The following is a 12,795-nucleotide window of genomic DNA, read 5'->3' on the forward strand; positions in this document are numbered from 1 at the left end:
CTGCGATATGGGCTGATCACCACACTCCGGAGGAAATGTGACCCAGTCCGACACGACCGCCGCCTCGCGCGGCGGCCGGCCCGCCGTGCGCTACCGCGGTCGGCACCTGCCGATGGTCGCGGTCGTCGTCGCCGCCACCATCGCGACCGCCCTGGCGTACAGCGGCATGGTGCTGTTCGGCCTGGAGGTCGCGGGCATGTCGCCCGCGGAGGCATACGCCCTCGCGGGCTTCCTCGAGGTCAGCCTCGTCGCCGTCGCGCTCATGGCGCGCAACGCCGCCCTCGAGGGCCGACCGTACGGCGTGCTCCTGACGCTGACCTGGATCCTGTCGGGCACGTCCGGCATGTTCGCGGCGCTGCACGAGATCGCGGTGCCGGACGCGAGCACGCCGTACATGGTGGCGTTCCGGTTCGTGCCGCCGCTGGTCGCCGCCCTGATGTGGCACCTCGCTCTCGTGGGCGAGCGGCACCTCGTCACGGGGCACACGCTCGACGAGCGACGGCGTGAGCATCGCGTGCACCAGTACGTCACGGCTCTCGAGCTGTGGCGCGACGCGCGCCTGGACGGCGCCGGTACGCACCGCGGCATGCGCAAGGTGCGCGCGGCGCACAGCCGCCAGCGGGCCGCACGGGACGCCGCCCTGAAGCTGCTGACCGTCGAGGACTTCGAGCGGCGGATGCAGGTCTGGGTGGAGCGCCTCGAGGCCGCCGAGCGGCACGGCAACCGCCTCGACCTCATCGGTGCCACCTCGGTCGAGCGGGGCGTCGTCCGCGGTACGGCGATCGCGCCGGCGCGCGCCGTCCCGGCGCTCGCGGCGGCGTTCTCGAGCGAGCGCGCCTCCGACGGCGCGCCCTCGGCGGCGGCCGCGGTGGCGACCGCCGAGGACCGTGTGCCGGTGGTCACGACGACGGCCCCGGACGACGTCGACGTCGCGGGGGAGAGCGTCACGCTCACGGACGCGGCGGCTCTGACGGACCCGGAGCCGTCCGCGACGGCGTCGCCGGCCGACGCGCCGTCGATCCCGGAGGGCGGCTGGGCCGACGACGACGCGGACGACGGGTTCGCCGACGAGTTCCGGTCGGCGCTGACCGGCGGGACTCCCGTGGTGCGTCCCGACGAGCGCCCCGCCACGGAGGAGGTCGTCGAGCAGGACCACGACGAGGCCGTCGCGGTGGACCGTGACGCGGCGGCCGGGCTGCCCGGCACGCGCGAGCCGCTCCCGGAGACGGGCCACACCCGGCGGGTCGAGGTGTTCGACCTGCTCCGGGAGTCCGACCCGGCGCTGGGCGGCGCCATCGCCCAGCGGTCCGCGTTCCTCACCGCTCACGGTGACTCGTCTCCCGACGCCACGACGACGCTTGCCGAGACCGACGTCGTGGTCGCGGAGGACGCAACCCCGGAGTGGCTCCCCGACACGTCGACCGAGGACCGGCCGGAGTCCGACCGGGACCAGCGCATCATCGACCTCGCCGCCGACGGGCTGAGCCAGCGTGAGATCGCCGACCGTGTCGACGTGTCACGGGCAACGGTGGGCCGCGTCATGCGCAGGTACGCCCCGGCCTGAGACGACGCGGACCGAGCACGCGTCGGCCACCGGACGCGGCGTCGAACATGCAGCTGCGCTCGTTCTCAGCACTGAGAACGAGCGCAGCTGCATGTTCGACGCCGGGAGGAGCCTCAGGCGCGCGCGAACGTCCCGGCGAAGGCGGTCCACGATTCCGGCGCGAGGCGCACGCGGGTGGTGCCGCCCTCGACCGGCGACGCGGCGGCCGCGACGTCGACGACGGACCAGCAGGCCTCGGCGACCTTGGCGGCGTGCTCGGGGCCCTCGACGGCGGGCTCGTGGTCCGCGACCATCTGCCATCCCTCGGTGAGGCCGAGCGCGGCGCCGACGTGCGCCAGCTCCACCTCGACCACCCGGTCGGACCGGTTGGTGAGGAACAGGCCGAGCGAGCCGTCGTCGTCCACCGTCGCGGCGGCCGTCACGACCGGGGCCGCACCGTGCTGCGCGGTGTCGTAGGTCGGCGCGTCCACGCGCACGTCGAGCGCAGTGCCGCGGGCCAGGCGCGACGTCGTCGCGAACGGGTGGAAGGTGGGCTGGCGCCACGCCTCGCCGCCCGGGGAGGTCATGATCGGCGCGATGACGTTGACGAGCTGCGCGAGGCACGCCACGGGCACGCGGTCGGCGTGGTTGAGCAGGGTGACCATGAGGTCGCCCACCACGACGGCGTCGAGGCCGGAGTAGACGTCCTCGATGATGCGCGGGGCGTCGCGCTGGATCGGCAGGTTCTCCTCCCCGCCGAAGCGGGTCGTGTTGTACCAGACGTTCCACTCGTCGAAGCTGATGGTGATCGCCTTGTCGCTGCGCCGCTCGGCGCCCACGGCGTCGGCGGAGGCCACGACCCGGTCGATGAACCGGTCCATGGCGGTGCCCGACGCGAGGAAGGACGCGCGGTCGCCGCCGACCTCCTCGTAGTAGGCGTGCATCGAGATGTGGTCGACCAGGTCGTACGTGTACGACAGGACGGTGCGCTCCCACTCGCCGAACGTGGGCATCTGCATGGACGACGAGCCGCAGACGATCAGCGAGATCGACGGGTCGACGAGCTTCATGGCCTTGCCGGCCTCGGCGGCGAGCTTGCCGTACTCGTGGGCGTCCTTCTGCCCGATCTGCCACGGGCCGTCCATCTCGTTGCCGAGGCACCAGAGCGTGACGCCGTAGGGCTTCTCGCGCCCGTTGGCGATGCGCAGGTCGGCCCAGCGGGTGCCCGCCTCGCCGTTGCAGTACTCGACCAGGGCGGCGGCGGCCGCGACGCCGCGCGTGCCGAGGTTCACCGCCATCATCGGCTCGACGCCCTCGCGCTCGGCCCACTGCAGGAACTCGTCGGTGCCGACGAGGTTCGGCTCGACGGTGCGCCACGCGAGGTCGAGGAACGGCTTGCGCTGCTCGACCGGGCCGACGGCGTCCTCCCACACGTAGTTGGAGACGAAGTTGCCGCCGGGGTAGCGCACCATCCCCGCGCCGAGCTCTTGGACCAGGTCGGCGACGTCCCGGCGGAAGCCGTGCTCGTCGGCGGCGGGGTGGCCCGGCTCGAAGATGCCGGTGTAGACGGCGCGGCCGAGGTGCTCGACGAACGAGCCGAACAGGCGCCGGTCGACGGCGCCGCGCCGGAAGTCGGGGTGCAGGGTGACGCGGGCTCCGGTGGCGCCGTCGGTGGCGTCGGGAGCGGTGGAGTCGGGGCGGACATCGGTCTGGGGAGCCGTCATGGGTCTCACGTTCCTCGTTGAAGTGGGCGATGGTGAAGCCACCGTGTACAACGATGTAGAGTCAATCACGGTCGCCGCACGCGGCACCAATCGGCGCAGGAAGGTCTGGGCCGGACGACTCGAGGAGGAATCGGCATGCGCAGAGGCTTGCGACGAGCCGTGGCGGCATCGGCCGCCGGGCTGGCGGGCCTGTCGCTCGCGGCGTGCGCGCCGGGCGGCGACGGGGCCCCGGCGGACAACACCAGCTGCACCAACGAGATCAAGGTGCCGGACGCCACCCGCGTCACGCTGTGGGCCTGGTACCCCGCCGTCGAGCAGATCGTGGACACGTTCAACGCCCAGCACGACGACGTCCAGATCTGCTGGACCAACGCGGGTCAGGGCGCCGACGAGTACGGCAAGTTCTCCACCGCCCTCGAGGCGGGCACCGGGGCGCCCGACGTCATCCAGCTCGAGTCCGAGATCCTGCCGACGTACACGATCCTGGACGGGCTGACCGACCTCGCGCCGTACGGCGCCGACGAGCTCGAGGACCAGTTCCCCGCCGGCGCCTGGTCGGACGTGTCGAGCGGCGACGCGGTGCACGCGATCCCCGTGGACGGCGGCCCCGTGGGCATGCTGTACCGGGCCGACATCTTCGAGAAGTACGGCGTCGAGCCGCCGACCACCTGGGACGAGTTCGCCCGGGCCGCGCAGGACCTGCGCGACGCCGGCTACGACGGCTACATCACCAACTACGCGACCAACGGCGGCGCGTTCAACTACGCGCTGTTCGCGCAGGCCGGCTGGGCGCCGTTCGACTACGACCCCGCCGAGCGCGACCAGATCGGCATCGACGTCGACACCCCCGAGGCGCGCCAGGTGCTCTCCTACTGGGAGGACCTCATCGACCGCGGCCTCGTGTCCAGCGACGACGCGTTCACCAGCGACTACAACACGTCCCTGGTGGACGGCACCTACGCCGTCTACATCGCTGCTGCCTGGGGCCCCGGTTACCTCGAGGGCCTGTCCGACGCCGACTCCGGCGCCGCGTGGAAGGCTGCGCCGCTGCCCCAGTGGGACCCGGCGGAACCGGTGCAGGTGAACCAGGGCGGCTCGGCCCTCGCCGTCACGTCGCAGGCGAAGGACCCGGAGGCGGCCGCGACCGTCGCCATGGAGCTGTTCGACGACGAGGAGACGTGGAAGATCGGCGTCGAGGACGCCGGCCTGTTCCCGCTGTGGAACCTCGCGCTCGACGCGGACTGGTTCACCGACCGCCGCTACCCGTTCTTCGGCGGGCAGCAGGTGAACCGCGACGTGTTCCTCGACGCCGCCGCGCAGTACCCGGGCTTCACCTTCAGCCCGTTCCAGGTGTACGCGTACGACCGCCAGACCATGGCCCTCTACGACATGGTCGAGGGGCCCGCGACCGCCGCCGACGCTCTGGCGACCGTCCAGGACAGCCTGGTGCGGTACGCCGAGCAGCAGGGCTTCACGGTCCGGTGACGAGCATCCGACGACAAGCAGAGTCCCGATCCGATTCACGACACGGGAGCACCCGATGACCTCGACGACGACGGAGCGGGCCGCGGCGCCCGCCCGGCCCGGGCGCCGGCGCGGCGGGCCGAGCCTGCTGGACACGAAGCGGCAGTGGTGGGGGTGGCTCTTCCTCGCCCCCTTCACCGTGGTGTTCGTGCTGTTCCTGCTGGTGCCGCTGGCATACGCCTTCTGGCTCAGCCTGCACACCAAGGGCATCGCCACCGGCGGCGAGAGCGTCTTCACCGGCGTCGCGAACTACGTGCGCGTGTTCACCGACGCGGACTTCCTGTCCGGCATGGCGCGCGTGGGCAAGTTCGTGCTGGTGATGGTGCCGGTGCAGATCGGCCTCGCCGTCGCGATCGCGCTGGTGCTCGACACGCTGGCCACCCGGCTGTCGAAGGCCTCGCGGCTGCTGGTCTTCGTGCCCTACGCGATCCCGGCCGTCATCGGCGCGCTCATGTGGGGCTTCCTGTACAGCCCGCGGTTCGGCCCCGCGAACGACATCTTCGGGTTCTTCGGGCTGGACGCCCCGGACTTCCTCAGCCGGGACCTGATCTTCGGCTCCCTGGTCAACATCGTGACCTGGCAGTGGGTGGGCTATTACATGATCATCGTCTACGCGGCGCTGCGGGCCATCGACCCGTCGGTGTACGAGGCCGCGCGCCTCGACGGCGCCGGCGACCGGCAGATCGCGTTCCGGATCAAGATCCCGATGATCGCGTCGTCGATGGTGATGATCGTGGTGTTCGCCCTCATCGGCACCCTGCAGTTCTTCACCGAGCCGACGGTGCTGCGGTCGGTCGCGCAGGGCGCGATCCCCACGACCTACACCCCGAACATGTACGCGTACTCGATGGCGTTCTCCTACAGCCAGTTCAACTACGCCTCCACGATCGCGTTCGCGCTGGGGATCCTCGTGTTCATCGGGTCGTACATCTTCCTGTACGCCACTCGCAAGCAGAGCGGACTGAAGTGATGACGACGGCGACGACGCAGCAGACCTCTCCGCACGCGGCGGGGCGCCGGGCGGGCAGGCGTGCCGGCGGGCCGCGGCGGATCGGGTCCCACCTGTTCCTGCTCCTCGCGGTGCTGTACTTCATCGTGCCGCTGTGGTGGCTGGTGGTCGGGTCGACGAAGACGAACAGCGGCCTGTTCGTCGGCTCCGGCGGCGCCCTGTGGTTCAACGACGAGTTCGCGCTGTGGGACAACGTGCAGCAGCTCTTCACGTACCAGGGCGGGATCTACTGGACCTGGATGCGCAACTCCTTCGTGTACGCGATCGTCGGGGGCGTCGGGTCCACGGTGCTCGCCGTCCTGGCGGGGTACGCCCTGGCCAAGTACCGGTTCCGCGGGCGCAACCTCTACTTCTCCATGCTGCTCGGCTCCGTGATGGTGCCCCTGACGGCGCTGACCATCCCCACGTTCGTCCTGCTCAGCCAGCTCGGCATGATCAACACGATGTGGGCCGTGATCCTGCCGTCCCTGCTCAGCCCGATCGGCGTCTACCTCGTGCGCGTGTACGCGGTCGACGCCATCCCGGACGAGATGCTCGACGCCGGGCGGGTCGACGGCGCGGGGGAGCTGCGCCTGTTCTTCCGCGTCGCGCTGCCGCTGCTGCGGCCGGCCTTCGTCACCGTGCTGCTGCTCACGACCGTCGCGACGTGGAACAACTTCTTCCTGCCGCTGGCGGTGCTGCGCGACCCGCAGCTGCTGCCCGTCACCGTGGGCATCAACCAGTGGCAGGCGCTGTCGAACGCGGGCGCGGGCGGCGAGCAGGTGTGGAACCTCATCACCACCGGGGCGCTGGTGTCGATCCTGCCGCTGATCGTGGCGTTCCTCGGCCTGCAGAAGTACTGGCAGGGCGGCCTGTCCCTCGGGTCGATCAAGTGACCGCCGCCGCCGGGCGCCGAGGGCCGTCCCGTACGGCCGGTGCCCTACGCTGTGGGGGGCGAACGGGGAGGTGAGCGGCATGCGCGTGACCATGCACGACGTGGCTCAGCGGGCGGGCGTGTCGATCAAGACCGTCTCGAACGTCGTCAACGGGTACCCGCACATCCGGCCCGAGACGCGCGAGCGCGTCGAGGACGCGATCGAGCACCTCGGCTACCGCCTCAACACGACGGCCCGGAACCTGCGCACGCAGCGCACGGACATGATCACGCTCGCCGTGCCGGAGCTGCGCCTGCCGTACTTCGCCGAGCTCGCGGACTCCGTGATCCGCTCGGCCGAGGAGCAGGGCCTCACCGTGCTCATCGAGCAGACCGGTTCGGTGCGCGAGCGCGAGATCGAGCTGCTGGACGGCCGCCGACGGCACCTCACGGACGGCGTGATCTTCTCGCCCCTGGCGCTCGGTCAGGACGACGTCGGGCTGTTCGCGGTGGACTTCCCGCTCGTGGTGCTGGGCGAACGCGTCTTCGACGCCCCCGCCGACCACGTGACGATGAACAACGTCGCCGCCGCCCGCGCGGCCACCCTGCACCTCGCGTCCCTGGGCCGGCGGCGCATCGCCGTCGTCGGCGCGCACGAGGGCGAGCTGGTCGGCTCGGCGGCGCTGCGCACCGAGGGCTACCGCCAGGGCCTCCGGGCCGCCGGGCTGCCGTACGACCCGACGCTCGTCGGCGAGGCCGGGCTGTGGCACCGCTCCACCGGTTCCGAGGCCATGGGCCGCCTGCTCGACTCGGGCGTCGAGATCGACGCCGTCTTCGCCCTCAACGACGCCATGGCGCTCGGCGCGCTGCACGCGCTGCACGCGCGCCGGATCGACGTGCCGGGCGACGTCGCGCTGATCGGCTTCGACGACGTGGACGACGTGCGCTACTCCGTGCCGACCATCAGCTCCGTGGACCCGGGGCGCGAGCAGATCGCCCGCACGGCGGTGGACCTGCTCGTCGAGCGCATCGCCGACGGCGACGAGCGGCCGTTCCGCCGGGTGATCCCGGACTCGCGCGTGGTGGGCCGCGAGTCCACGGGGGACGCGACGGAGGGCAGCGAGACGGTGGTCGCCATGCAGCCCGGGGGCAACGAGGAGATCGAGGCGCCGGTCAGCGCGACGGCGTGAGGACCCGCGGCCCGGGCATGTCGCGCATCCCGCGCAACGGGCTCCGCAGGGCGCTCAGGCAGGCGAGGCAGTGCACCGCCGCCATGAGCAGCATGGTCTCGCGCACGCCCACCAGCTCGCCGAGCGCCCCGGCGGCCAGGGCCGCCAGCGGCATGGTGCCGAAGTTGACGAACTGGCTCGTCGTGACGACGCGACCCATGAGCGGCTGCGGCACGTAGCGCTGCCGCCACGCCCCGCGCAGCACGTTCCCGGCCACCACCGCGAGCCCGACGAGGAAGAGCCCGGCGACGGTCCACGCGACCCGGCCGCCGTCGCCCCCGAGGCCCACGAGGAGCGCGGGCGGGCCGCCCGCGGCGATGAGCAGCATGGTCGCGCGAGCACTGCCGAGGCGTCCGCTGAGCCACGTCGCCACGGTGGCGCCGAGCAGGCCGCCGCACGCTCCGACGGTCATCACCACGCCGAGGGCGGACGGGCCGAGGCCGACGGTGTCCACGAGGAAGAGCACCAGCAGGGCGCCGTAGCCCGTGAGCCCGAAGTTGGAGATGCCGCCCACGACGACGAACCAGCGCAGGTACCGGTCCGAGGCGACGAACGCGACGCCCTCGCGGATGCGCACCCGCAGCGGGGCGGCGGGCGGGCGCTCCGGCGCGCTCGTGGTCCGCACCCGCCAGAGGCAGACGGCCGAGACGACGAAGCTCACGGCGTCGAGGACCAGGCCGAGGGCCGCACCGAGCGCCTGTGCCATCACGCCTCCGAGGCCCGGTCCGGCGACCTGCATGGCGGACTCGGTGCCGAGCAGGCGGGCGTTGGCGGCCTCGAGCTGCGGCCCCGGCACGACCTGGGGCAGCAGCACCGCGTACGCGGTGCGGAAGAAGACCGAGGTGACGCCCGCGGCCAGTGCCGCGCCGACCAGGTGCGGCAGCGTCAGCGCGTCGAGGGCCGTGGCGACGGGCACGCTCCCGATGGCCGCCGCGGCGACGAGGTCCGCCACGATCATGACCCGGCGGGCGGGGAGCCGGTCGACCCACGCACCCGCCGGCAGGCCGACGACGAGCCACGGCAGCCACGCCGCCGCGGTGAGGACGCCCACGACGATGGCGCCGGCGTCGAGCTCGAGCACCGCGACGAGCGGGAGCAGCACCGAGGTGGTCGCGTTGCCCAGCACGCTGACGCCCTCGCCGAGCCAGAGCCGCCGGAAGCTCGCGTTGCGGGCGAGCGCGACGCCGTCGACGTCGGTGCCCGCTCCCGTGGCGGCGGTCATGGCTGCGCGGGGAACCCGCGGCCGAAGACGAGCACGGGCTCGCGCTCGCCGCCGTCGTCCGGGCGCGGGCGTTGCGCCCATCGCACCAGGACGGCGGTGATCTCCTCGCCGAGCTCGGCGAGCTCGGCGGGAGTCAGGTGCAGCCACGTCTCGGTGGCGAACGCGGAGCGGTCCCACTCGGGCGCGGACTCGGCGTTCGCCTGCCACGCGCGGACGCGGTCGAACTGGCGCTGCAGGTGCAGCGCCTCGGCCGCCTGGGCCGCCGCGACGGCCGCGGTGTCCTCAGCGAACTCGTGGCGCGACCAGCGCAGCCGCGGCGCGACGAGGCGCCACCAGCGCTCGCGGCGGTCGCGGGCGAGCTCGGGCGCCTCTGCCACCAGGCCGGCGTCGTGCAGCACCTTGAGGTGGTGGCTGGCGCTGCCGACGGCCTGACCGGTGCGGCGGGCGAGCTCGGAGGCGGTGGACGGCCCGTCGACCTTGAGGGCGTCCATGAGGCGCGCGCGGTACGGGTGAGCCAGCGCGGCGAGTGCCTTGGCCTCGGTGACGGTGCGGGCGGGGGCCGGCGAGGGGTCGCCGCCCGCGGGGGCGGGTTCGGGCGCGGGTCCGGTCGGCAACGGTGTCATGCCGCCACCGTAGACCCACAAGGAGTGTTGTACAAGAGATCTTGTGGATTGGCCCTCAGTGGACCGGGCTGTCCTCCGCGACCTGCGCGTCGATGCGGCCGAGCCGGTCGGCGGCCAGCAGGCCGGTGGCCCACAGCCAGAAGCCAGGGCCGACGAGGACGGCGAGCAGGGGCAGCGCCCAGGCGGCGGCGAGCGTGGCGGCGGCCACGACGAGCACGGCGACCGACGTCGCCGGGCCCAGCAGCGGGAGCAGCAGCAGGAACCGCCACGTCTCCGCCGGCCCGCGCGAGTAGCGCGTCGCGACTGCCGGCCAGAAGGCGAGGACGACGAGGCCCCACGCGCCGACGACGAGCAGGCCGCCCTGCAGGAACGCGCGCGCCGGGCCGTCGAGCAGGCCCAGTGCGACACCGTCGAACCACAGCAGGGCGGCGACGAGCCAGACGGGCGCGAAGAGCGCGGTGGTGCGTCCGAAACCGTCGCGCCAGCTGCGCCAGAACGTGCGCCAGGGCGTGGGCTCCGCGGTCATCCTCGCGGTCACGACGCCGCCGGCCCGCAGGGCCGGGCCCAGGCCGAGCAGCACGCCCCCGGCCAGGGTGCCCAGCGCCACCATGACGGACACCTCGACGAGGAGGGTCGCCCAGCGCAGCGCGAGCATGACGCCGCCCGCCCAGCCGGGCACCTCCGCCTCGGCGACGGCGGTGCGCACGTTGCCTTCGGCGGTGGCGGTGGCGGTGGCGGCGGCGGGGTCGGGTCGGACGGGCGCCGTCACGGGAGCCTCGTCGCGAGGGTGACGCGGCCCGTGTCGTCGAGCGTCTCGAGGCACACGGTGGCGCGGTCGCGCACGGCGTCCCAGGCCGGATGCACGACGGCGGCCACGGCCGCGCCGTCGGAGGCCGTCCAGGCGAACCGCCCGCCGCCCAGAGGGCGCACCAGCGCGCGAGCCTCCAGGGGCCCGACCGCGCCGTCCTGCACGTGCGTCGGGTCGGCGCCGGGCGTGAGGCGCTCCCACGCGCCGTCGAGGACGGCGGGGTCGTCGGGCCACCGGGACTCGTCGTCCACCTCCCGGCCCGGGCCGGCCCACGGCTGCGGGGAGACCAGGGGCCAGCCGTCGTGCGTCCACACGAGGCGCCGCAGCTGGAGGCGGTGCTCGGTGGGGGCGTCGGCGTCGCGCACGTGGTGCACCAGGAGCTGGCGCACGTGCGCGCCCGCGTCCGGTGCCGCGGCGGGCACCCGCTCGGTGAGCACCGACGCGTGGCCGGGCGCGAGGATCCCGGGCCCGCCGGCGAGGCGGTGCCCGGACAGCACGGGCACCCCGACAGCCCAGGGGTCGGCATCGACGTCGGTCATGAGGCGCCCGGCGCGGTCGCGGTAGGGCCCGGTGACGGCGTCGCCGACGGCCGACCGGAGGTGATAGCTGCCCCCGAGCGAGTCGTACGAGACGAGCAGCGCCCAGCCGCCGCCGGGCCGCGGGAGGACGAACGCCCCCTCGACCGCGCCGTCGGCCGTCCGCGCCCGGCGTGCCAGGAGGCGACCGGGAGCGGCGTGCAGCCGGCCCGGGGCGGGCGTGAGGCCCTCCGCCACGAGCCCCGTGCCGGCGTCGAGCGGGAGCGCGTGGATGCCACCGAAGAACGACCCGTACACGAGCCACTGCGTGCCGTCTGGCTCGGTCACCACGTTGGCGTCGATCGCGTTCGGGTGGCCGAGCCCCGCGGGCGGGTCGACGTGCTCGCTCGCGACGACGATGCCGCGGTCGGTCCACGGCCCGCCCGGGTGCGGAGCGTCGGCCAGCCCGATCGCGGAGCGGCGGGAGCCGAACGTCGAAGCGGAGTAGTACATCCGCCACGTGCCGCCCGTGCCGCCCGTCGGCCCGACGTGCACGACCTCGGGCGCCCACAGCCCTTCGGCGCCGGACCACGCGGCCGCGGGCGCCGGCACGCCGGGCAGCGCCCACCCGTGGTAGTCCCAGGTCACGAGGTCGCTCGAGCGGCGTACCTGCACGCCCCCGCGCACCGGCCCGTCGGAGCGCGCGTCGGTCGAGAAGAGCCAGTAGACGCCGTCGTCGTCCCGCACCGCGGTCGGGTCGTGCACGTGGCGCCCTCCCCAGGCCGAGGTGTCGGGCGCGGGCGCGGAGGGTTCGGTCGTCGTGCCGGTCATGTCAGCCCTTCGTGCCGGTGAGGGCGACGGACTCGATGATCTGCCGCTGGAAGACGAGGAAGACCACGAGGATGGGCAGCACGGCGACGACCGACGCGGCCATGATCAGCGGGTAGTCGCGCTGGGTCGCGTACTGCACGTTCATGTTGGCGATGACCACCTGCAGCGTCTGCCGCTCCGGCGTGTTCAGGTAGAGGATCGGCGCCAGGTAGTCGTTCCAGACCGCCATGAACCACAGGATGAACTGGGCGGCGACGGCCGGGCGGATGATCGGCATGATCATGCGCCAGAAGATCTGCCAGTAGGAGGCGCCGTCGATCTTCGCGGCCTCGACGAGGGAGTCGGGCACGCTCGACAGGTACTGCCGCAGGAAGAAGATCATCACGATGTTGCCGAAGATGGCCGGGACGATGAGCGGCCACAGCGTGTCCACCCAGCCGATCTTCGAGAACATCACGAACTGCGGGATCATGATCGTCGGGAACGGGATCATGATGCCGGTGAGCAGGCCGATGAAGATGGCGTTCTTGAACGGCATCCGCATCTTGGCGAGGGCGAACGCCGCGAGCGAGCACGTGAACGTCCCGATCACCGTGACGCTGAGCGACACGATCAGGCTGTTCGTGATGCCGTCGAGGACGTAGGAGTCCGTCCACATGCGGACGTACGTGTCCCACTGGGGCACCTCCGGGATCCACACCGGGGGCAGGGCGAAGACCTCGAGCTTCGTCTTCAGGGACGTGGAGAGCATCCACACCAGCGGGGCGATCATGAAGACCGCGCCCGCCGCGAGGACGATCCACACGATCGTGTCGGTGAGGCGCGAGCGTGCCGTGCGGCCGAGGCGCGCGCCCGTCGGTGCGGAGGACGGGGTGCCGGTCGTGCTGCCGAGCGTCGTGGTGGTCATGGTGTCT

At 73.0% G+C, this 12,795-nt stretch carries 11 protein-coding genes; 5 read left to right on the plus strand and 6 right to left on the minus strand.

Annotated features, from left to right (window positions below; all coding sequences use genetic code 11):
- Positions 1–37: 37 nt before the first annotated feature.
- Positions 38–1,564 (plus strand): helix-turn-helix domain-containing protein, encoded by a 1,527-nt coding sequence (locus B5Y66_RS06810; protein WP_079572743.1) that lies wholly within the window; start codon positions 38–40, stop codon positions 1,562–1,564.
- A gap of 113 nt (positions 1,565–1,677) precedes the next feature.
- On the opposite strand, the gene arfA is transcribed toward B5Y66_RS06810, so the two are convergent.
- Positions 1,678–3,267, minus strand: a complete 1,590-nt coding sequence (arfA, locus tag B5Y66_RS06815; protein ID WP_079572745.1) for an arabinosylfuranosidase ArfA — start codon at positions 3,265–3,267, stop codon at positions 1,678–1,680.
- A 135-nt stretch (positions 3,268–3,402) separates the two neighbouring features.
- Between arfA and B5Y66_RS06820 the strand changes: the two genes are divergently transcribed.
- The 4 genes from B5Y66_RS06820 (at position 3,403) to B5Y66_RS06835 (ending at position 7,843) form a co-directional block, all read left to right on the plus strand.
- Positions 3,403–4,752 carry an ABC transporter substrate-binding protein gene (locus tag B5Y66_RS06820; RefSeq protein WP_079572747.1) on the plus strand — a complete coding sequence of 450 codons (1,350 nt, stop codon included), beginning with the start codon at positions 3,403–3,405 and terminating at the stop codon, positions 4,750–4,752.
- A 55-nt stretch (positions 4,753–4,807) separates the two neighbouring features.
- Positions 4,808–5,761 (plus strand): carbohydrate ABC transporter permease, encoded by a 954-nt coding sequence (locus tag B5Y66_RS06825; protein ID WP_079572749.1) that lies wholly within the window; start codon positions 4,808–4,810, stop codon positions 5,759–5,761.
- Entirely contained in the window at positions 5,761–6,675 is a 915-nt protein-coding gene (locus B5Y66_RS06830; protein ID WP_079572751.1) for a carbohydrate ABC transporter permease, read from the plus strand. The genes B5Y66_RS06825 and B5Y66_RS06830 overlap by 1 nt, the downstream gene beginning before the upstream one ends.
- Positions 6,676–6,754: 79 nt before the next feature.
- Positions 6,755–7,843: a LacI family DNA-binding transcriptional regulator gene (locus tag B5Y66_RS06835; RefSeq protein ID WP_079572753.1), complete on the plus strand. Its 1,089-nt coding sequence runs from the start codon at positions 6,755–6,757 to the stop codon at positions 7,841–7,843.
- Here B5Y66_RS06835 and B5Y66_RS06840 read toward each other — a convergent pair.
- From B5Y66_RS06840 to B5Y66_RS06860, 5 genes are read right to left on the minus strand one after another with little or no spacing between them, the layout of a single operon-like run.
- Positions 7,827–9,104, minus strand: coding sequence for an MFS transporter (locus B5Y66_RS06840; protein WP_079572755.1), 1,278 nt, complete (start codon positions 9,102–9,104; stop codon positions 7,827–7,829). The genes B5Y66_RS06835 and B5Y66_RS06840 overlap by 17 nt on opposite strands.
- A complete protein-coding gene (locus tag B5Y66_RS06845) occupies positions 9,101–9,727 on the minus strand; it encodes an ArsR/SmtB family transcription factor (protein WP_079572757.1) in 627 nt (208 codons plus the stop codon). Before B5Y66_RS06845 ends, B5Y66_RS06840 begins: the two co-directional genes overlap by 4 nt.
- 55 nt (positions 9,728–9,782) lie before the next feature.
- Positions 9,783–10,496, minus strand: a complete 714-nt coding sequence (locus tag B5Y66_RS06850) for a DUF624 domain-containing protein (RefSeq protein ID WP_079572759.1) — start codon at positions 10,494–10,496, stop codon at positions 9,783–9,785.
- Complete coding sequence (locus B5Y66_RS06855) at positions 10,493–11,881, minus strand: arabinan endo-1,5-alpha-L-arabinosidase (RefSeq protein WP_079572761.1); 1,389 nt, start codon at positions 11,879–11,881, stop codon at positions 10,493–10,495. Before B5Y66_RS06855 ends, B5Y66_RS06850 begins: the two co-directional genes overlap by 4 nt.
- 1 nt (position 11,882) lies before the next feature.
- Complete coding sequence (locus tag B5Y66_RS06860; protein WP_079572763.1) at positions 11,883–12,788, minus strand: carbohydrate ABC transporter permease; 906 nt, start codon at positions 12,786–12,788, stop codon at positions 11,883–11,885.
- Positions 12,789–12,795 lie beyond the last annotated feature (7 nt).

This window comes from Krasilnikoviella flava (assembly GCF_900167525.1).
Lineage (GTDB): Bacteria > Actinomycetota > Actinomycetes > Actinomycetales > Cellulomonadaceae > Isoptericola > Isoptericola flavus.

What these genes read in the sequence shown, in the direction of transcription:
- B5Y66_RS06830 (WP_079572751.1), top strand. Translation starts at nt 5,761, where the DNA reads ATGACGACGGCGACGACGCAGCAGACCTCTCCGCACGCGGCGGGGCGC.
- arfA (WP_079572745.1), bottom strand. Translation starts at nt 3,267, where the DNA reads ATGACGGCTCCCCAGACCGATGTCCGCCCCGACTCCACCGCTCCCGAC.
- B5Y66_RS06845 (WP_079572757.1), bottom strand. Translation starts at nt 9,727, where the DNA reads ATGACACCGTTGCCGACCGGACCCGCGCCCGAACCCGCCCCCGCGGGC.
- B5Y66_RS06840 (WP_079572755.1), bottom strand. Translation starts at nt 9,104, where the DNA reads ATGACCGCCGCCACGGGAGCGGGCACCGACGTCGACGGCGTCGCGCTC.
- B5Y66_RS06820 (WP_079572747.1), top strand. Translation starts at nt 3,403, where the DNA reads ATGCGCAGAGGCTTGCGACGAGCCGTGGCGGCATCGGCCGCCGGGCTG.
- B5Y66_RS06825 (WP_079572749.1), top strand. Translation starts at nt 4,808, where the DNA reads ATGACCTCGACGACGACGGAGCGGGCCGCGGCGCCCGCCCGGCCCGGG.
- B5Y66_RS06835 (WP_079572753.1), top strand. Translation starts at nt 6,755, where the DNA reads ATGCGCGTGACCATGCACGACGTGGCTCAGCGGGCGGGCGTGTCGATC.
- B5Y66_RS06860 (WP_079572763.1), bottom strand. Translation starts at nt 12,788, where the DNA reads ATGACCACCACGACGCTCGGCAGCACGACCGGCACCCCGTCCTCCGCA.
- B5Y66_RS06855 (WP_079572761.1), bottom strand. Translation starts at nt 11,881, where the DNA reads ATGACCGGCACGACGACCGAACCCTCCGCGCCCGCGCCCGACACCTCG.